Annotated in this window: 14 protein-coding genes and 1 pseudogene; 7 read left to right on the forward strand and 8 right to left on the reverse strand. The window is 67.0% G+C overall.

Annotated elements, in window-relative coordinates; genetic code table 11:
* Positions 1-9: 9 nt before the first annotated feature.
* Positions 10-1,542 carry a M28 family peptidase gene (locus tag IPJ87_14760; GenBank protein ID MBK7943111.1) on the forward strand — a complete coding sequence of 511 codons (1,533 nt, stop codon included), beginning with the start codon at positions 10-12 and terminating at the stop codon, positions 1,540-1,542.
* A 3-nt stretch (positions 1,543-1,545) separates the two neighbouring features.
* On the opposite strand, the gene IPJ87_14765 is transcribed toward IPJ87_14760, so the two are convergent.
* From IPJ87_14765 to IPJ87_14795, 7 genes and pseudogenes are all read right to left on the reverse strand, one after another.
* Positions 1,546-2,796: a TlpA family protein disulfide reductase gene (locus tag IPJ87_14765; GenBank protein ID MBK7943112.1), complete on the reverse strand. Its 1,251-nt coding sequence runs from the start codon at positions 2,794-2,796 to the stop codon at positions 1,546-1,548.
* A 68-nt stretch (positions 2,797-2,864) separates the two neighbouring features.
* Positions 2,865-4,424 carry an aldehyde dehydrogenase family protein gene (locus IPJ87_14770; protein ID MBK7943113.1) on the reverse strand — a complete coding sequence of 520 codons (1,560 nt, stop codon included), beginning with the start codon at positions 4,422-4,424 and terminating at the stop codon, positions 2,865-2,867.
* A 242-nt stretch (positions 4,425-4,666) separates the two neighbouring features.
* On the reverse strand, positions 4,667-5,596 hold the full coding sequence (locus IPJ87_14775; protein ID MBK7943114.1) for a class I SAM-dependent methyltransferase: 930 nt from the start codon (positions 5,594-5,596) through the stop codon (positions 4,667-4,669).
* A pseudogene (gene mnmG / locus IPJ87_14780) lies at positions 5,593-7,466 on the reverse strand (tRNA uridine-5-carboxymethylaminomethyl(34) synthesis enzyme MnmG). Before mnmG ends, IPJ87_14775 begins: the two are co-directional and overlap by 4 nt.
* 124 nt (positions 7,467-7,590) lie before the next feature.
* Positions 7,591-8,130 carry a YbhB/YbcL family Raf kinase inhibitor-like protein gene (locus IPJ87_14785; protein MBK7943115.1) on the reverse strand — a complete coding sequence of 180 codons (540 nt, stop codon included), beginning with the start codon at positions 8,128-8,130 and terminating at the stop codon, positions 7,591-7,593.
* Between the two features lie 44 nt (positions 8,131-8,174).
* Complete coding sequence (locus IPJ87_14790) at positions 8,175-9,443, reverse strand: threonine/serine exporter family protein (protein ID MBK7943116.1); 1,269 nt, start codon at positions 9,441-9,443, stop codon at positions 8,175-8,177.
* A 77-nt stretch (positions 9,444-9,520) separates the two neighbouring features.
* Entirely contained in the window at positions 9,521-9,883 is a 363-nt protein-coding gene (locus IPJ87_14795) for a hypothetical protein (protein ID MBK7943117.1), read from the reverse strand.
* Between the two features lie 94 nt (positions 9,884-9,977).
* Here IPJ87_14795 and IPJ87_14800 point away from each other — a divergent pair, with 94 nt between their 5' ends.
* The 5 genes from IPJ87_14800 to IPJ87_14820 all read left to right on the forward strand — a co-directional run bounded on the left by IPJ87_14800 (position 9,978) and on the right by IPJ87_14820 (position 13,815).
* Positions 9,978-10,526, forward strand: coding sequence for a hypothetical protein (locus IPJ87_14800; protein MBK7943118.1), 549 nt, complete (start codon positions 9,978-9,980; stop codon positions 10,524-10,526).
* 465 nt (positions 10,527-10,991) lie between these two features.
* Positions 10,992-11,240, forward strand: a complete 249-nt coding sequence (locus IPJ87_14805; GenBank protein MBK7943119.1) for a hypothetical protein — start codon at positions 10,992-10,994, stop codon at positions 11,238-11,240.
* A 98-nt stretch (positions 11,241-11,338) separates the two neighbouring features.
* The gene (locus IPJ87_14810; GenBank protein MBK7943120.1) at positions 11,339-11,599 is read left to right on the forward strand and encodes an SHOCT domain-containing protein; all 261 of its coding nucleotides are present in this window, start codon (positions 11,339-11,341) and stop codon (positions 11,597-11,599) included.
* A gap of 957 nt (positions 11,600-12,556) precedes the next feature.
* Positions 12,557-13,132, forward strand: coding sequence for a hypothetical protein (locus tag IPJ87_14815; protein MBK7943121.1), 576 nt, complete (start codon positions 12,557-12,559; stop codon positions 13,130-13,132).
* A 257-nt stretch (positions 13,133-13,389) separates the two neighbouring features.
* Positions 13,390-13,815, forward strand: coding sequence for a hypothetical protein (locus tag IPJ87_14820; GenBank protein MBK7943122.1), 426 nt, complete (start codon positions 13,390-13,392; stop codon positions 13,813-13,815).
* Positions 13,816-14,123: 308 nt separating this feature from the next.
* Here IPJ87_14820 and IPJ87_14825 read toward each other — a convergent pair whose 3' ends face one another.
* Positions 14,124-14,339: a hypothetical protein gene (locus tag IPJ87_14825; GenBank protein ID MBK7943123.1), complete on the reverse strand. Its 216-nt coding sequence runs from the start codon at positions 14,337-14,339 to the stop codon at positions 14,124-14,126.
* A 76-nt stretch (positions 14,340-14,415) separates the two neighbouring features.
* On the opposite strand from IPJ87_14825, the gene IPJ87_14830 reads away from it, so the two are divergent.
* Positions 14,416-19,956 carry a PKD domain-containing protein gene (locus IPJ87_14830; protein MBK7943124.1) on the forward strand — a complete coding sequence of 1,847 codons (5,541 nt, stop codon included), beginning with the start codon at positions 14,416-14,418 and terminating at the stop codon, positions 19,954-19,956.
* Positions 19,957-20,020: the final 64 nt, after the last annotated feature.

A 20,020-nucleotide genomic window follows, 5' to 3' on the forward strand; every position in this document is an offset into this window, starting at 1 on the left:
GTCGCCGTCATGCAGCTGGGTGCCGCTCAGGCCCAGGTGGACAGCATGGCCCTCCGATATGCCTCCACCATCACGGCGGCGGACCTCATGCGTCACTTGGGCATTCTGGCCAGCGATGCCTATGAGGGCCGGGAGGCCGGCCAGCGCGGGCAGAAGATGGCCGCGGAGTACCTGCGCGAACAGTTCCAGGCCTTCGGCATCCCCGAAGTGCCCGATGGCGCGGGCCGCGGCGTCAAGCAAGGCTATTTCCAGCCCTTCGTGCTGGAGGTGAGGCGCCCCGGTGGCATCGTGGTGATGGTGGCGGGCAAGCCGTTCCGCTATCTGGAGGGGATGTTCTACTTCAATGAACGGTTGGAGCAGGAGCTGCGCGTGGAACAGGCGCTGCTGGTGTGCGCACCGGCCGGGCTCCCTCCGGACACCGCGCTGCGCGGCCAGGACCTCAAAGGCAGGGGCCTGCTGGTGGTGGATCGCGGGTCGAGCGGGACCTCCCCCCTGGCCACCATGAGCGCATGGACCGCGGCCGCCGAGCAGGCCGGGGCCTCGGTGCTCTTCTTTGCCACACCGGCCTTCGAGGAGCTCCGCAGCACTTACGGCCATCACCTCTCCAGTGCGCGCATGCGGCTGGCGGGCGATGAAGGTGAGCGTGCCCGGCGGCGGCCCGAGCGCGCGGGCGCGTTGCAGGTGATCGTCGCGGGACAGGCCCTGAGTGACGCCTTGCTCGACCGCGCGGGTTGGACCCGGGCCAGCCTGCTGAAACGCGCCCGCCGCCGCCTGATCACGGCCTCTTTCGCACCGGACCTGGTCCTGAGCGCCACGCCGCTGCGAAGCGAGCTGATCAGTGAGAACGTGCTGGCCTATGTGGAAGGCCGTGACCACAAGGATGAGCTTGTCGTGGTGACCGCGCACTACGACCACATCGGGAAGGATGGCACCGAGGTGTACAACGGGGCCGACGACGATGGCAGCGGCACGGTGGCGCTGTTGGAGCTGGCCGAGGCGTTCGCCCGCGCCAAGGCCGAGGGCCAGGGCCCGCGACGCAGTGTGCTCTTCATGCCGGTGAGCGCCGAGGAGAAAGGCCTGCTCGGTTCACAGTACTACAGCGAGCATCCGGTGTTCCCGCTGGACCGCACGGTGGCCGACCTCAACATCGACATGATCGGTCGGCGGGACAGCGCGCATGCCACCGGCGCGCCCTATGTGTATGTGATCGGCAGCGACCGCATGAGCACCGAGCTGCATGCGATCAACGAGCAGGCCAACCGCACCTACACCGCGCTGGAGCTGGACTACACCTACAACGCGCCCGACGACCCCAACAAGTACTACTACCGCAGCGACCACTACAACTTCACGCGCAACGGGGTGCCGGCCATCTTCTACTTCAGCGGCGTGCACGAGGACTACCATGGCCCCGGGGATGAGGTGGACAAGATCCTGCCTGACCTGCTGGAGGAGCGCACACGTCTGGTGTTCCATACGGCGTGGCTCCTGGCCAACCGGGCGGAACGGATCGTGGTGGACCGTCCCGAAGGGGGCAAGTAGGCCCTAGGAGGCCTGCGGCTGCTCGGCGAGCAGGTCCTGCAGGAAGCGATCGAGGTTGCGCTTGTAATGCGAGTAGTGCTCGCCCGTCCCCGGCCCGTAGAATCCCGTGCGGATGCGCCGCACCTTGCCCTGCCGGTCGATGAAGATGCAGGTGGGGTAGCTCATCACGTGGTCCAGGAAGGGCAGCTTGGCGCTGGCGACCTCCTTGTTGGCATTGCCGGCGTACACGATGGGGTACTTCACCTGCAGGCGATCGCGGAAGTGCTTCAGCGCAGCGATGGAGCGTGCCTCGTCCTCGTACTTCTCGAAGGCGATGGCGATCACCTCAAGCCCGTTGGCATTGTGCTTCGCGTACAGCTCGTCCAGCAGCAGCGTCTCGTCCACGCAGTTGGGGCACCAGCTGCCCATCACCTGCACCATGAGCACCTTGCCCGCGAACCGGGCGTCCTTGGGGCTCACCTGGCCGCCATCGATGTCCGGGAACCGGAAATCAACCATGTCATGGCCTTCCTTGAGGAAGGTGAGCGAATCCGGGTCGCGCAGGTGGAACCGCGGATCGCGTACGGCGATCCAGGGCTCCTGCCAGTGGGTGCCGCTCCAATAGCGGCCGATCAGGCTGTCGTTGCGCAGCTGGGCCTTGAAGAGGAAGGCGTGCGAGCCGTCGAAGCACGAGAGCTTCAAGGAGTCGCCGGCCACCACGCCTTCCAGGAAGCGGTAGTCGCCCGTTTCGGTCCCGAAGGTGCCGGTGAGCAGTCCGTCCCGCTGGGTGAACAGGCCCAGGGCATCATAGCCCTCCGGGGTGCCATGGCTGAAGTGGGTGCGCCATTGTCCGGAGAGGTCGCCCATGGGGCTGCCGGCGAGGTCGAAGCGCTGTGCAGGGCCGCACCGGGCCGTGAAGGCGATGCGGTAGTCGGGACCCTTGAGGTAGTTATGCCAGTGGCCGGTGATGGTGCTGTCGTTCACCAGCCGTCCGCGGAACTCCGAATCGAACAGTGGCATGCGCACCCGGATGGAGTCGGCGTGCAGGGTGATGTCATCCACGGCGATGCGCTCCTCCCCGTTGTGCACCACCATGCGCCACGCGCTGCTGTCGTGCTGCAGGTCGAAGAGGAAGGGCAGCTCCTGGCCGTTCAGGTCCAGCGCCATGCGCCAGGAGCCCGTGCGTGGTGCGGTGGAGCTGTGGTCGGGCCTGCTGGAGCACCCCACCCACCCCAGGGCGACGAGCAACAGGAACAGGGCGGTGCGCAAGGCCATGGAAAGGCCGGCAAAGCTAGAAGCCTGCGCGGACCGGAGATGGTCGCTTGCGTCGACGGCGGGGAAACCTACAGGTCGAAGGTGATGCCCTGCGCCAGCGGTAGCTTGCTGCCGTAGTTGATCGTGTTGGTCTGGCGGCGCATGTAGGCTTTCCAGGCATCGCTTCCGCTTTCGCGGCCACCGCCGGTCTCCTTCTCCCCGCCGAAGGCGCCGCCGATCTCCGCACCGCTGGTGCCGATGTTCACGTTGGCGATGCCGCAGTCGCTGCCCGCCGCGCTCAGGAAACGCTCGGCCTCGCGCAGGTCCAGCGTCATGATGGCGCTGCTCAGGCCCTGCTTCACGTTGTTCTGGATGGCGATGGCCTCCTGCAGGTCACCGCTGTACTTCAGCAAGTAGAGGATGGGCGCGAAGGTCTCCTCCTGCACGATGGCCATGTCCGGCGTGGCCTCCACCACGGCGGGCTTCACGTAGCACCCGCTCTCGTACCCCTTCCCCTCCAGCACGCCGCCTTCCACGGCCAGCCGACCGCCTTGCGCCTTGGCGGCCTCCAGGGCGTTCAGGTACATGGTGACGGCGGCGGTGTCGATCAGCGGGCCCACGTGGTTGCGCTCGTCCAGGGGATCACCGATGCGGAGCTGCGTGTACGCGTTCACCAGCTTCTGCTTGAAGGCGTCGTACACCGCCTCGTGGATGATGAGGCGGCGGGTGCTGGTGCAGCGCTGGCCGGCCGTCCCCACCGCGCCGAAGACGCAGCCGATGAGGGCCATGTCCAGGTCGGCCTTGTCGCTGATGATGATCGCGTTGTTGCCGCCCAGTTCCAGCAGGGAACGACCCAGGCGTTCGCCGACCGCCGCGCCTACGGCCTTGCCCATGCGCGTGCTGCCCGTGGCGCTCACCAGGGGGATGCGTCCATCGTGGCTCATCCATTCGCCCACTTCACGACCGCCGTTCACGATGCTGCTCACGCCCTCGGGCACACCGTTGCGCTTGAACACGTCCGCGGTGATGTGCTGGCAGGCGATGCTGCACAGCGGGGTCTTCTCGCTGGGCTTCCACAGGGTGACGTCGCCGCAGACCCAGGCCAGGGCGGTGTTCCAGCTCCATACGGCCACTGGGAAGTTGAACGCGGTGATGATGCCCACAAGCCCCACCGGGTGCCACTGTTCGTACATGCGGTGGTCCGGACGTTCGCTATGCATGGTGAGCCCTTGCAGCTGGCGGCTCAGGCCCACGGCGAAGTCGCAGATGTCGATCATCTCCTGCACCTCGCCCAGGCCTTCCTGGTAGCTCTTGCCCATCTCGTAGCTCACCAGTTTGCCCAGGGCGGCCTTGTGCTTGCGCAGCTCTTCGCCCAACTGACGTACCACCTCGCCGCGCTTGGGTGCGGGCCAGGTGCGCCATTCGGCAAAGGCCTTCTGCGCGGTCGCCACCACCTGATCATACTCGGCCTTTGTGGCCCCACGCACGCTGCCGATGAGCGCGCCATCCACCGGGCTGTGGCTCTCGAGCACTGCACCGCTGCCCGGGATCCATTGGTTGCCGGTGGACACGCCGGGGTTCTGGTCCTGGACGCCGAGGGTGCGCAGCAGGTCGCCGATCCGTGGGCTGGGGAGGGTCATGGTGCTCATGGTGGTGAAAAGGGGCGCAAAGGTAGATTCCGGGTACAGGGGTCACCGGTGTGTTGGGTCACCAGGCCGACGCTACGACCGCCTGATCGCCCTTTGGATCAGTAAGCGGCTGAAAATCAGGGAGATGGGCCCCTCTTCGAACGACCGCCACGATCGCTCCGGGATCGCCGTTCGGGTGACACGGAGAGGTGCACCACTGCACGCCCCCCTTCAACGCAACAGAACGAAGAAAAACAGGCTTCTCAGACGGTCGCCTTGCGGAAGAGGTACAATGAGCTTGATGTGGGTCGGTCGGAAAGGGCGCTCACCAAGTTGGACCAAGCACCGAACAGCACACCGCGAAGCAGCGCCATGACCGCACCGTGGCCGCGGTACCGTTCGCTGAGCAGGGCGATGTAGGGTGCGTCCAGCCACATGGGTCGCACCGCGATCGGTTCGAAGCCATGTTCGGTCACGAGCCGATGCATATCGCTCCGCCGGAAGTGGGAGAGGTGGCGCGGAACGTCGTATGCTGCCCATGCGCTCCCGTAGTGCTGCGCGTCCCAGCTTTCGCGATCGGGCACGGCGATCACCAACAGGCCGTCATCCGCGGTGAGGGCATAGAGCCGTTTCAGGGTACCACGAAGGTCAGGCAGGTGCTCCAGGACGTGCCAGAGGGTGACGACATGGAACTGCTCCCGTCCGGGTACTTGGTCCAGGGAGGGCACTACCGGGATCGCGTGGTGGGCAATGGCCTGTTCACGGGCTTTCAAAGCGGGCTCCACCCCGGATACCAAGTACCCCCTGCGCTTGAGGTGGCCGAGGAATTCGCCGGTACCACATCCCACGTCCAGCACGCGGCCGTTGGTGCGGTGGGTGGCCACCAGGGCATGTTTGCGGGCAAGGGCCCAGCGACGGGCCACTTGGTACAGTCGATCGGACAGGGTCCGACGGCTGTTGCTGTGGCTGATGTAGTCGGCGCTTTCGTAGTAGCGTCCGATCACCTGCTGTGTGGGCCGCGGGTTGGTGAACCTGAACCCACAGGAGGCGCAATCCACCAGCTGGAAGCGCTCGTGGGAGATGGAATGGTCCTCGACCGTCAGGGCAGGTAAGGGGCTCGCCGCCCCACACAGGGGGCAGCGGTCCAGGGTTTCGTGGGTGTGTTGTTCCACGTGGAACGATCGATCGGTCATCGGCCCATGTAAACGAGCAGGACACTGATGTCCGCTGGTGAAACGCCGCTGATGCGACTGGCCTGCCCTAGGGTGGTGGGTCGCACCCGGTCCAGTTTCTGCCGCGCCTCGATGCTCAACGAGGTCAGCTTGGCGTAGTCGAGGTTCACATCCAAGGGAACGTGGTCCAGGCGGTTCATGCGCTCCGCCAGGTCGCGTTCGCGCTCCAGGTAGCCCTCATACTTCACCTGGATCTCCACCTGCTCGATCGCCTCCTCGGCCAGGTCGGTCGCCTCCGTTCTCCAGTCCTCTCGACGCTCGAACAAGGGCTCGAGATCGCCATACGTGAGCTGGGGTCGGGTGAGCAGGTCGAACAGCCGGGTACGCTGTTTCACGGGGGTGGTTCCACGTGGAACGATCACCGCGTTGGAGGCTTCTGGCGCCGGGCTTTCGGCCTTTAGGCCGTCCACCAAGGCCTGGCTGAGGCGCTGCTTGCGCTCCACCCGGCGCAGACGCTCATCATCGGCCAGGCCCAGGGCGTGGCTGCGCGGGGTCAACCGCAGGTCGGCGTTGTCCTGCCGCAGCAGGATCCGGAACTCCGCTCGGCTGGTGAACATTCGGTAGGGCTCCTCGGTACCCTTGGTGATCAGGTCATCCACCAACACCCCGATGTAGGCCTCGTCCCGATCGAGGACGAAGGGGTCCTTCTCGCGCAGCTTCAGGTGGGCGTTGATGCCTGCCATGAGGCCCTGGCAGGCGGCCTCCTCGTAGCCGGTGGTGCCGTTGATCTGCCCGGCGAAATAGAGGCCCTCCACCAGTTTCGTTTCCAGCGTGTGCCGCAGCTGGGTGGGGGGGAAGTAATCGTACTCCACCGCGTAGCCGGGGCGGAACATGCGGGCGTTCGCGAAGCCGGCGATCTTGCGCAAGGCGGCCAGCTGCACCTCCTCCGGCAGGCTGGTGCTGAAGCCGTTGATGTAGGTCTCCACCGTGTCCCAGCCTTCTGGTTCCACGAAGATCTGGTGGCGCTCCTTGTCGGCGAAGCGGTCGATCTTGTCCTCGATGCTGGGGCAGTAGCGGGGGCCGATGCCCCGGATACGCCCGTTGAACATCGGGCTGCGGTCGAAGCCGGTGCGCAGGATGTCATGCACCTCGGGACTGGTGTAGGTCATCCAGCAACTCAACTGCCGCTGCAGTGGTCGGGTGGTGGGGGAGTAGCTGAATTTGGCCGGTCGTTCATCCCCCGGCTGCTCTTCCATCGCGCTGTGGTCGATGCTGCGGCCATCCACGCGGGGCGGGGTGCCGGTCTTCATGCGACCGGCCTCGAAGCCCAGTTCCACCAGCTGCTCGGTGATGCCATGGCTGGCTTTCTCGCCGGCGCGTCCGCCCCGATCTGGCGCTCGCCGATGTGCATCACCCCGTTCATGAAGGTGCCGCTGGTGAGCACCACGGCACGGCAGGCGATGCGCATGCCCAAACCGGTGACCACCCCAGCCACACGCCTGTCCGCCACCTCGATGCGCACCACGCTGTCCTGCCAGAAGTGGACGTTCGGGGTCTGTTCCAGGAGGCGGCGCCACTCGGCAGCGAAGAGGTTGCGGTCGTTCTGGGTGCGGGGGCTCCACATGGCGGGTCCCTTGCTGCGGTTCAGCATGCGGAACTGCACGGCGCTGCGGTCGCTCACCAGGCCGCTGTAGCCCCCAAGGGCGTCGATCTCGCGCACGATCTGGCCCTTGGCCACGCCGCCCATGGCGGGGTTGCAGCTCATCTGGCCGATGACGCCCATGTTCATGGTCACCAGCAGCACGCGCGAGCCGAGGTTGGCTGCGGCGGCCGCGGCTTCGCATCCGGCGTGGCCGCCGCCCACCACCACCACGTCGTAGGTGTCCATCACGCTCATGGAGTGATCGTGGAAAACCCGGTGTGTTCCACGTGGAACGATCGTGGAAAACTCCGAGCCCTCCCGCAAGGTCCGCGCCCTGTCGGGAAGAGCCGATGAGGGTGTGGTAGCCGGTGGATCAACGGCTGTGGTAAAAGAGGAGGCTGGCCTTGGCCAGCGTGTTCGCGTTCAGGGTATAGCCCACCAAGGCGGGGCTGGCCTGGGCGTCCAGTCCCAGCTTCTCCACCCCCAAGGCATGCACCGTGACCACATACCGGTGGGCGCCATGGCCCACGGGCGGGCAGGGGCCGCCGTAGCCCATCCCGCCGAAGTCGGTGCGGCTCTGCACGGCCACCTCGGGTATACCGGGCATGCCCGGGGTGCCGGCGCCGGTCGGCAGCATGGAGGTGCTTGCGGGCAGGTCGAAGACCACCCAGTGCCACCACCCACTGCCAGTGGGCGCGTCGGGGTCGTACATCGTCACGGCGAAGCTCTTGGTGCCGGCGGGGGCGTTCGCCCAGCTCAGCTGGGGGCTCTGGTTCCTGCCGGTGCAGCCGAAGCCGTTGTACACCTGCTGGTCGGTGGCCTGGCCGCCCACATCGGTGCTGGTGAGGGTGAAGGTCTGGGCCACTAGGGAGCCGCTCACCAGAAGCGGGGCCAGGAGCAGGAGGGTGCGCATGGGGCTGGAAAGGATCCCCGAAGGTACTTCGGCGCGGCGAAGGCTCACGGGGCGTCCATCCGCCACCAGGTGACGCTGCGCGGGTGCAGGGCCACGCTGTACACAAAGGCGCCGATCAAGCTGCCCATGGCGATGCCGGTCATGGCGAAGAGCAGGGTGAACACATCGGTGATGGCGCCCGCACCCGTGGCCAGGCCGGTGACGCTGCGCAGGCCGAAGCTGCCCGGCGCCAGCAGCCAGAAGGCGGGCAGCAGGGTGACGATGGCCGGCGGACCGGCGAAGCGGAACTCGATCACCAGGGCGGTGATGGTCATGGCCGCCGCGCCGAAGAAGGCCGTGCTGGCGCCATCGATCAGCTGGCCGCTGAGGGCCTGGGCCGCATAGGCCGCCACGGCCGTCACCAGCATCCAGCCGAAGGAGCGGCGGTTGCTGCTCTGGTGCACGTGCAGCCCCACGGCGAAGACCAGCACGCCCAGCCAGGGCAGGGCGGCGTTGATACGGCCGGGCCATTGGGGCAGGTCCACGGCGCTGTCCGGATGCTCGAACAGGCCGATGCCGCCCACCACCCCGAAGGCCAACAGCACCAACTGCGCGAAGCCGGCCACCAGGCGGCTGGCCCCGCTGATGGTGTTGCTGTAGGCCAGCTCGATCACGGCCACCGTCAGGGTCAGGCCCGGCAAGAAGGTGATCAAGGGCGGGATCAGCAGGTTGGTGGCCCGTTCCGGGACGCCCAGGTGAAGGGCGTAGGCCACCACGGCGCTCAGCACGAACGAGGCCACCACGGGGGCCACCGCGGCCCAGGCGGGACGTTTGCGCACCCCGTGCATCAGCAGGGCGCAGGCCAGGGCCAACGCCGTGCTCAGGGCCAGCCCGTGCAGGGTGGGGCGCAGCAGCACGGCCACCCCGATGCTGGTGAGCAGGTAGCCGCCGATGGAGCCCCAGGCCCCGTACCGGTGGGGCCAGCGCCACACAGCCTCCAGGCGCTCCAGCCCGGCGGCGGGGTCCAGCAGGCCCTGCCGGGCCTCGCGGGCGATCACCAGCACCTCCTCGATCTGGTCGAACCGCAGGGTACCGATGCGGTAGGGGCCCGTAGCCAGATCCACCTTGTGCTGGCCGCCCTCATCCAGCTCCAGAAAGAGCACCGTAGGCAGCACGAAGGCCGTGAAACCCCGCACACTATGCGCGCGGGCGATCAGTCCCAGGTCCCGTTCCACGAAGGGGGCCGCATTACCAGCTGCCAGCTCCGCCTGCCCCAGCCGGGCCAGAAAGCGCAACAGGACCTCGCGGTCCACCGGTGAAGCGGGTGCGGCCATGGGTCGGACGAAAGTAGGGGAGGGGCTCCATGCGAAAGGGCCGCACAAGTCGGCCCTTTCCGTTCCCGAGGTTCAGGTCACTCGGCGGTCATGTTCTCCAGGCCCTGCAAACGCACCGGGTCCTCCAACGGCGTGTCGGTGTCCGGGCCGCCGCCGGCCTGCGTCGGCATCAGTTCCGCCCCTTGGTGCTGCGCCACGTTCGGCATTCCGGTGTTCGTGCTGCCCGCCGGGGTGTCGCTCGTGATGTCCACGGACGTGCTGGACAGTCCGTTGCCCGTGGCGGTCAGTTCGGCGCCCAGGCCTCGGGCATCATTCACCGCGGAAGCGGGTGCGGCGCCGTCGGGGCGGTCCGGTCGGATGGGTTCGTCCTTGGTGCAGCTGGCCAGCGTGGCGCAAAGGGTGAGGGCGACGAGGCTGCGGAGGGTGAGGGCCGTGTTCATGATAGTGCGTGTGTGGTTTGGTCGTTTCGTGGTGACGGCATAAACGTTCACCGCCCGGGACCGCAGCCCATGCGGCGTTGCGCAGGTGGCGGGGGTGGGTGAGCAGGTGGCGGACACCTACCGCAGCAGCTACACCTACGATGCCAACGGCAACATCCTGACGGCCGACCGCTGGGACCAGAGCGGGGCGCAGTACGATGCGCTGAAGTACAAATACCAGGGGACGGTGCCGCCGATCAACCCGCCGACGCCCTCGAAACTGATCCGCAACCGGTTGTATGAGCTGTACGATGATGATGTGGACCCCAACGACGATGGGGCCACGGAGGACATCATGGCGGTGAACGACCCGAACACCACCCCGCCGCTCACCCCGGAGCTGTCGCACGATGCGGGGTTGAACAGCACCTCGAACTACCACTACGACCAGCTGGGCAACCTGATCCACGACGAGCGCGAGCAGATCGATGTCATCCAGTGGACGGTGGCCGGCAAGGTGAAGGCCGTGACGCGCACGACAGGCAGCACCCTGCAGCCGTTGGAATTCGCCTACGGCGCCAGTGGGCAGCGCATCAGCAAGCAGGTGGGCGGCGCGGTGGGCGACCCGGGTGTAAGCCCCTCTCTGGCGCGGGTCTTCCCCTGATCTCTGGCGCGGGAGCTAGGCGTGGGCGGTTTGTGCGAGAGGGGCCGTCCTCCCGTGCCTTCGGCGCCATAACGCAGACCTGATCCACGACGAGCGCGAGCAGATCGATGCCATCCAGTGGACGGTGGTCGGCAAGGTGAAGGCCGTGACGCGCACGACAGGCAGCACCCTGCAGCCGTTGGAATTCGCCTACGGCGCCAGCCCCTCTCTGGCGCGGGTCTTCCCCCTGATCTCTGGCGCGGGAGTTAGGCTGGGGCGGGCTGTTGCGGGCAGGTGCCGTCCCCCCGTGCCCCTAAATCGCGCAACTCTACACTTGCCCACGATAGATCTCCGAAGAAGACTGAGCGGGACTGCAGGTGAATCAGATGCGCAACAGGCTCAAGGCCTACAACACGGTTCGGCACTTGCGGTCCCCTCGGACCCGAGGCTCGGATGGAATACCTTTACTGGGCGAACCACCAGGTCATGGCCGCGCTCCAGCTACAAGCCGAGATCCAGCAGTTGCTCAGCAAGGAGAAGAAAATCTCCGTGCTCGAAGTGATCCGAATACACTTGCGCCAGGAAGAATCCCAGGAGGACGACCTGACCGATGAGGAGGTCGCTGAGCTGGAGGAGCGCTGGGCGCGCAGATTGAGCGGGAAGAGCACCGGGCATTCGGCCGAGGAGTCCAACCGAAGACCGCGTGCCGCTCAAGCCAAGGATGAAGCGATATAGGGTGATCGTACAACATCTCCAACACGGCGCTCGACCCCAACGCGGATGTCACCAAGCGCTTCCAGATCGTGAAGTACACCAACTCGGACAAGAACGTCATGAGCAGCAAGGGCTCGAACCTTCTGGTGTCGGGGTTCTTCCGGTCGCTGACCTTCTCGAACGACCAGTTCCTGATCACCATCACCGACGCGCTGAACGACCCGCTGCCGAAGACCTCCGCCCAGGCCACCGAGAGCAAGGGCGGCAGCGCGCTGGAGAACGCCGACAAGTTGAAGAAGCTGAAGGAGCTGTTGGACGCCGGCATCCTGACGAAAGCCGAGTACGACGCCGAGAAGAAGAAGCTGCTCGGCACCCCCTGACCGCATCCTGTCGATCCCCACCCCGTGACCCGCCTGCTCGCACCGCTCTTCTTCGCCGCCGCCCTGGCCTGCCTGTTCCTGGGCTTCGCCGAGCTGCGCACGGCCGAGGGCCCTGTGGGGCAGCAGAGCGGCTGGGACCGTCTGCTGGGCCAGGTGCCTGACCTCAGCGCCTGGGCCACCGGTGAGGTCGCGGAGGACGTGGAGCCCACACCACGGTCCGCTCCCCCTGCGGCGGCCGATGAAAGCCCGGCGGACCGGGCGCGCCGGTTGCTGCGTGAACAGGCGGACCGTGCTCCCGATCCAGTGCGGCCACCGGCCGAGGAGCCCGGAGTGCCAATGGACCTCTGGCTCGTGTGCGCTGTGCTCTGTGCCCTGGCCGGAGCGCTATGCGCGGTGCTGCGGCACGCGTGGGTGCCGGTGGCCACGGCGGCCTGTGGCATCGTGGGCGCCGGAGCGTTGGCCATCGGGCATTGGCAATGGGCCACGCGCCTGGCGGAGGAGGGCCTGCCCGCATGGCGCATCGACGCCGGTGTCGTGGAGGCCCTGCCGGCCACCGGGTTGTGGGCGGCCGTGGCTTTTCTGGTGGCGGCGGCCGTGGCGGGCCTGCTGCCGATGATCGTGCCACAGCTCACCATGCCGTCGGTGGCCGCGCCACCCCCGGCCATGCCCCGTCCAGTGCCCCATGCCGCACCCGTGGCCCGGCCCGCACCCGCCCCTGCTCCTGCACCCGCCCCTGCACCCGCCCCTGCCCCTGCCCCTCCTCCTGTACCTGCCCATACCACCGTCCCCATTTCGGAAGAACCCCCTCGCCCTGCTTCCTCTGCACCTCTGCGTGAGGCCCGGCCCGAAAGCTCGTCTCCTCCCCCCGCCCCTGCTCCTGCCCCTGCCCAACCCCCACCCCGCATGGACCAACCGCACGCCCCCCACAGCGCACCGCCCCCACAGGCCCCTTCGGCGCTGGACCTCTTCACCGGCTTCGCGCGGCCCTACTTCGCGCTCATCGACGGCGGGGCGCTGTTCCGCAAGCCCTTCCGGATCCTCTACATGGTGCTGGCGGCGCTCAACCTGCTCAGCATCCTGGGGGTGTTGGCGGTGATGTTCAAGGGTGGTGTGGCAGGCATCCTCATCGGCCTGTTCGGCCTCTTCGGTCTGTGGATCGGCTTCCAGCTCTGGTGGGACCGCAAGGACCGCATCAACCAGTTCGTCAGCCCGGGGTCGGAGTTCGTGGCGCTGCCGGTGTTCTCGCACTTCTTCCAGACCTGCGGCGAGTGGTTCGGCACGCTGATGGCCATCGTGGGCACGGGCGCCTCCCTGGTGATGGCGCTGCTGGGGCGCAGCGGCGGTCACGGTCGCAGCCCGCTGGACATGTTCACGGCGATGGCCGGCGATGCGCCCCTGGTGGGCCTCATCGCCAGTCCGCTGCTCGGCTTCCTGATCATCATCCTCACCCGTGCCATCGCCGAGCAGATCCGCGCGTTGGTGGCCGTGGCCAACAACACCAAGGCCATCGAGGTGAACACGCGCAAGGCCTGAGGGCCTGTTGGGGATGTCTTGAATGATGGGCGCCGTGACCATGTGGTGGTCAGGCACAGCCGAAAAATGGTCGCATAGCGGGGCCTACGGGGCCATTGTTCGGCAAAGCATGGGCGGAAAAGGGGCCGGAGAGCGCAGTTGAAGAGGTCCCCAACAGGCACCAAGCCGCCGCTTTCCAGATCGGGGCCGCCGGGCTCACAGCGGAGCGTGCCCGGGCCGGGCGATCGGCGGTGCTTTGGGGCATCAACACGAACGCCATGACGCCCAAGCACCTCCTCGCCGCCCTGTTCTGCGCCACCCTGCTCCACAGCACCGCCCAGGTGACCATCGCGCCCCTGCCGCCGCATGCACCCCGGACCCTTGCGGCGCAGCTGCACGCGGCGCTGGCACCGCACGGGCCGTCCACGGCACCGTGCACGGTGACGGTGATGGACTACGCCGAAGGCCGCCACGGCAGCGGCGCCGCCCTGGTGATGGGGCAGTCGCCCGCCTACTGGCTGGTGCTGGTGGTGCAGCGGCACGATGGCCGGGGGCATGCGGAGCGCACCGAACTGCACGTGCAGGGCGGTGATGCCGCGGAACTGCTGGAGGCGGTCGCCGAGCGCATGGACGCATGGGCCGGGCGCTCCGGGCCTTGGGGCACCGAGGAGAACGCACCGGCGCAGGCCCGACGCGATCGTTGATCCACCGTGAACTGTGGATCAAGACACGGCAACGCCCGCGGCATGTGGAAAGATCCCGCGAACTTTGACCGGATGGACCGTTCACCCCGTTGGTGCATGCGAGCCGCCCTGGCCGCGCTGCTCGTCGGCGCAGGCGGTGGGGTGGTGGGGCAGTGCAACGTCACCATCACACCTTCAAACACCTCGCCCTGTCTGGGGGACACCATTGGTTTGTCGGCGTTGGTTGTGGGCCTGAATAGCCCATTCACATATACCTGGTCGGTCGCCGGGGGAAGTGGAACCTTTTCTGCGACGAACACTTCATCCCCTCAGTTCAGTCCGAGTAGTGCTGGAGCAATGACCATCACGGTCTTGGTGACCGATACCACCGGAGCGACCTGCTCGGACACCCAACTCCTGAATGTAACCAATGCGTCCATCGCCAGCTTGACGGCGATCACTGGAAACGGTGTGACGTTCGTGAATTTCTTCGGCGTTCCGACGTTTTCATACTGCACAGGTAGTTCGTGGGCCTTTGATTTCATGCAAATGGGGTCCACCTTGCCCGGGGCCACCTACTCGATCACTTGGGGCGACGGTACAGGCACGGGGGTTCTACCCATGCCCTGGAACACCCTGAGCCACACGTATTCAGGGTTTGGCACCTACGTGCTGACCTACACTGTGTTCGATGCGAACGGCTGCTCGGATACGGAGGTCTACAACATCTATATCGGGCAGTTCCCTGTAGCGACGTTCGCTCCAGTGGCCTCCTATAGTGGGATCTGTGCGGGGGACCAGCTTTCATTCACATTGACGCCGGGGCCGAACAACAGTCCGGGCACGACCTACACGATAGACTGGGGAGATGGTGTGGTGCAATCATTTCCGCATCCTCCGCAGTCTGCGCATGACCATGTCTACGCGAACACCTCCTGTGGTCAGCCGAACAATTCATTCCTGATCACCGTGACGGTGACCAATCCATGCAATACGTACACGACGACCTCTGGCCCCTATCCCGTCTCCGAGGCACCAATGGCCGACTTCGACATCATCCCATCTCCCGCCTGTGTGGGTGCGACGGTGCAACTGATCGGTCAATCCGAAGGACAGAACGCATATCAGCTTCCTGGTACCCAGACCGTGGTATGCGATCCGGCCGCTCAGCTTTGGATGGTCTCGCCAATGACCGGAGTGAGTTTGTCACAATTCCCCGGAAACCCGAACGCAACGGTTGTCTTTTCACAACCAGGGATCTATGACGTAACGCTGAATGTGAACAATCCGGCCTGCGGAACAGATGATCTGGTTCAGCAGATCTGCATCGAGCCCCCGCTCGTACCCACCTTCGACACCACGCAGGTGGGGCTGTGCAACCCGGTGACGTTGAACCTGCAGAACACCACCGACCTCACCGACAACTGCAGTGTGCAATGGGACTGGGTGGTGAGCGGCTCGGGCTTCTGTGGCGCCACGGCGGCCTGGCAATGGACCAATGGCGGCGCCACCAGCGCCTCGCCGTCGATCCAGTTCACCGCGCCCGGCACCTACGCGGTCCGCCTTCGTGCCTTCAATAGCTGCGGCTGGCAGCAAAGCGCGCCGGTCACCGTCACGGTGTTCGATGACCCTGTGGTCCAGCTCGGTGGTGCGCTCTCGCTTTGTGAAGGGGACGGGGCCAATCCGGCGGCCACCTACACCACATGCGGCACGCCCATCCTCACCTACCTGTGGAGCATGCCCTCGGCCACGCCGTCGAGCTCCACCCTGCCGATCCCCGGCCCGGTGACGATCAACGCGAGCGGTACCATCTCCGTGACGGTCACGAGCGTGTGCGGACCGGTGACGGCGAGCAACCCGGTGATCGCCAATCCCGATCCACCGGCCAGCATGGTGCCACCCGGGCCCATCGACATCTGCCAGGGACAGCCGCTCACCCTCGGCGCCACCAATGTGCCCGGCGCCACCTTCGTGTGGACCTCGCCCCTGGGCGTGACCTTTGCGACGGACACCGTGGTGATCCCGGCCGTGGGCCCGGCGGAGGACGGCCTGTGGACCGTGGTCGCATACCTGGGCGTGTGCGATGGGCCGCCCGCGACGGTGGACGTGAACATCATCCTGGCGCCCGTGCTCGGCGTGGTGGCGAACCCCTCGACGATCTGCGTGGGCGACAGCAGCACCCTGGTCGCGGTGAACGCCACGAGCTACACCTGGTCCATCGGCAGCGCGCCGGTGGGCTCGGGCAGCACCCTGGTCGTGGCGCCCACGGCCACCACCTCCTACACCGTGGAAGGCGATGTGGGCGGGTGCATCAGCGAGCTCGATGTCACCGTGACGGTGAATCCGCTGCCCGCCGCGAACGCCGGCCCGGACCTCACCGCCTGCGATCAGCCGATCCCCATCACGCTGCTGCCCATCACCCCGGGAGGCACCTGGAGCGGCCCGCACGTGGTGCCGCCCGATCAGTACCTGCCGAGCGGCATCACACCGGCCAACGACCCCGACACGCTGGTGTACACGGTGACCGATCTCAACGGCTGCGTCAACAGCGACACCATCACCGTCACCGTGGTTCTGCCGCCGGCGCCGGTGACCGCCGGCCCCGACACGCTGATCTGCCTCAACAGCGGCGACCTTCAGCTGGTGGCCGACCAGCCTGGCGGAACGTGGAGCAACAGCACGTGGGTGAACGGCGCGGGTCTTTTCACCCCGGGTGCGGTCTCGACCGAGTTGGTGGTCTACACCGTGGGCGCGGGCTCCTGTGCGGTGGACGACACGGTGCAGGTGCAGGTGGTGCCCGGCGCGTCCGTGGATGCCGGGCTTGACGACCAGCTTTGCGTGAACGACCTGGCCGTGCAACTGGCGCCGAATCCGCTGGGCGGCACCTGGAGCGGCAACGGTGTGAACGCCACCGGTCTGTTCGATCCGGCGCTGGCCGGGCCCGGTGCGCAGCTGCTCACCTACACCTATCCCGACCCCAACGGCTGCATCGTGGTCGACCAGCTCACTGTGCAGGTGGACCCCCTGCCGGTGTTGAGCCTCACCATCGACACCACCTTCTGCGACCAGCCCTTCGCCCAGCAACTGCCCGCATCGCCCCCGGGCGGCACGTGGAGCGGCCCCAATGTCACCGCGTCCGGACTGTACACGCCCAATGGCGTCACCCCGCCCAACGACCCCGACAGCCTTCTTTACACGTACCAGGACCCCAACACCCAGTGCATCAACAGCGCGTGGACCACCGTCAACGTGGTGGTGCCACCCTTCATCGCCTTTGCGGGCAACGACACCTCGGCCTGTGTCGGCGATGCGCCCTTCCCGCTGGTGGGTGATCCGCCTGGCGGCGACTGGAGCGGTGCGTACGTGCTGCCCGGCTACGCCTTCGACCCGGCCGTGGTGGGCACGTACATGCTCACCTACACCGTCGGCTCGGCCTCGTGCGAAACGCAGGACCAGGTGGACATCACGGTGGACCCGCTGCCGCCCAGCTTCGCCGGTGCGCCGCTCGTGCTGTGCGTGTACGACCCCGTGCAGACCCTGCAGGGCACGCCCGCCGGCGGGGTGTGGGACCGGCCGAACACCTTCGACCCCGACACGCTCCCGCTGGGCCCTTCGCTCTTCTGCTACACCTACACCGATCCGGCGACCGAGTGCGACAGCACGCACTGCACCACCGTCACCGTGGAACCCATTCCCGTGGCGGACTTCAGCCTGCCTGACAGCGCCTGCGTGAACGCGCAGGTCGACTTCCTGAACGGCACCGCCTGTGGGTGCACCTGGACCTGGGACTTCGGCGACCTCAGCCTGCCCAGTACGCAACAATCCCCCCAGCATGTGTACTCGGCCATCGGTACGTACACCGTGCAGCTGGTGGCCACCTCCGGGGCCGGATGCAGCGACACCATCAGCCAGCCGCTGGTGATCACCGAAGCGCCCACCGCACAGCTCACCTGGACCGTGGCGGACAGCTGCGGCGACGGCCTGGTGCAGGTGACCAACGACCTGGTGATGGTGAACACCACCCACACCTGGTGGGTGAACGGCGTGGTGGTGAGCAACGCGGTGCAGCCGGGACCCTTCGCCCTGCCGGGGCCGGTGTTCGCGGACACGCTGTACACGCTGGTGTACGAGCAGAGCAACTTCTGCGGCGCCGATCGCGACACGCTGCTGGTGACCCTGCACCCGCTGCCAGTGGCCTCCTTCGGCACAGATCAACTGATCTACTGCCTGGCGGACACCGTGTTCATCGGCAACGACAGCTACGGCCTGGTGGACTCGGCGTACTGGCAGCTGGGCGACGGCACCGTGAGCACCAACGGTGCGCCCACCTGGTTCCACCAGTACGTGCAGGACAGCACCTGGACGATCACCCTGGAGGTGTACAACGAATGTGGCGCCGACACCGCGACCTGGTCCGTCACCGTGCTGCCCAACCAGGTGACGGCCTTCTTCAGCACCGACACGGTGATCGGCTGCGCGCCCGTCACAAGCACCTTCACCAACTTCAGCGTGGGCGACACGGCCAGCATCTGGTATTTCGGCGATGCGAACAACACCACGAGCATCAGCACCAACACGGCCTTCACCTACACGGATCCGGGCACCTACACCGTGCAGCTGGTGGCGCTGGGCTGCGGGGTGGACACGGCCACGCAGGTGATCGAGGTGCTGGCCCTGCCGGTGGTGGACGCCCTCAGCGACCCCACCGTGTGCCTGGGCGAGGCGGTGAGCTTCAGCGCGAGCGGCGCGGGCCTCGTGGGCCTGCTGTGGTCCTTTGGCGACGGCAGCTTCGACTCCATCCCCAACCCCACGCACACGTATGCCGCAGCGGGCACCTACGACGTGATCCTCACCGTGGTGAGCAACATCACACTGTGCCCCTCGGCGGACACGATCCAGGTGGAGGTGGTGGAGGCCCCGGTGCTGGCCCTGAGCGTGGCCGACACCGTGTTCTGCGTGCCCTTCGACCTGACGCTGAGCGCCACCGGCACCACGGGCAGCAACCTGAGCTATGTGTGGACGCTCGGCGGCGACACCGTGTCGTACAGCCCCAGCCCGCTGCCGCAGGCCATCACCGCACCGGGCGCCCAGCTGATCACCGTCACCGTGGAGGACCTGCTCACCGGCTGCCGCGACAGCACGGCCCTGACCGTGGTGGGCCTGGAAACGCCGGTGAGCGGCCTGCTGCTCGATCCCTACGACCCGTGCGGCGACCCCGCCCAGCTGGTGGCCACCAGCACGAGCACCCCGCCGCAGGCCACGCTCGCGTGGAGCATCAACGGCCAGCTGGTGGGGCAGGGGCCGGTGCTCGCCACGCCGTACAGCACGCCCGGCACGCACACCCTGGCGCTGGTGGCCGAACTGCCGGGCCCCTGCGCGGACACGGCCACCACGACCTTCACCCTGCTGGAACGCCCGCTGGCCGGCTTCGATCCCGGGCCCGCCTGCCTGGGGCAGGCCATCCCCATCACCGACACCAGCAGCAACGCCGTGGCCTGGTGGTGGTACCTCAACGGCGCGTTCGTCGGCAATGATCCCGCGGGCAGCGGCCTGGTGCCGTCCGGCCTGGGCAACGACACCATCGCCCTGGCGGTGACGAGCCCGGATGGCTGCCGCGACAGCACGTGGGTGGTAGTGGATGTCAACGCCCCGCCGCTGGCCGTGCTGATGGCCGATCCGCAGGCCGACTGCGAGACGGTGCTGCTCAACGCCGCCTTCGCGCCCAACAGCACGTACGTATGGTTCGTCAACGGCCAGCCCTACAGCGCGGAGCGCGCGCCACCGTACTACCTGCCCGCCGATGCCACGGACGCCGTGGCGTTCACGCTGGTGGTGACCAGCACGGACAGCTGCAGCAGCACCGATGAGGTCACGGTGTACCCGCCCACCTGCGTGAACGTGCCCAACGCCTTCACGGTGGACGGGGACGGCAACAACGAGCTGTTCTTCCCGGTGGTGTATCCGGCGGCGCGTTTCCGCGCGTTCAGCATCTTCAACCGGTGGGGCGAGCTCATCCACCAGTGCGCCGGCACGGTGGTGCCGTGGGACGGCACGGTGAGCGGCGTGCGCGCCCAGGACGGTGTGTATGTGTGGAAGCTGCGTTACAGCGACGGCAACAACAACGAGCTGGAGAAGGTGGGGCACGTGACCTTGTTGCGATGAGGGGGGAGCGCCACCGCAATCGGACGATCGAGCTGCGTAGATGTAGCCGACCGTTTCGTCAGGT

This window comes from Flavobacteriales bacterium, from assembly GCA_016713875.1.
Taxonomy (GTDB): Bacteria; Bacteroidota; Bacteroidia; order Flavobacteriales_F; family PHOS-HE28; genus PHOS-HE28.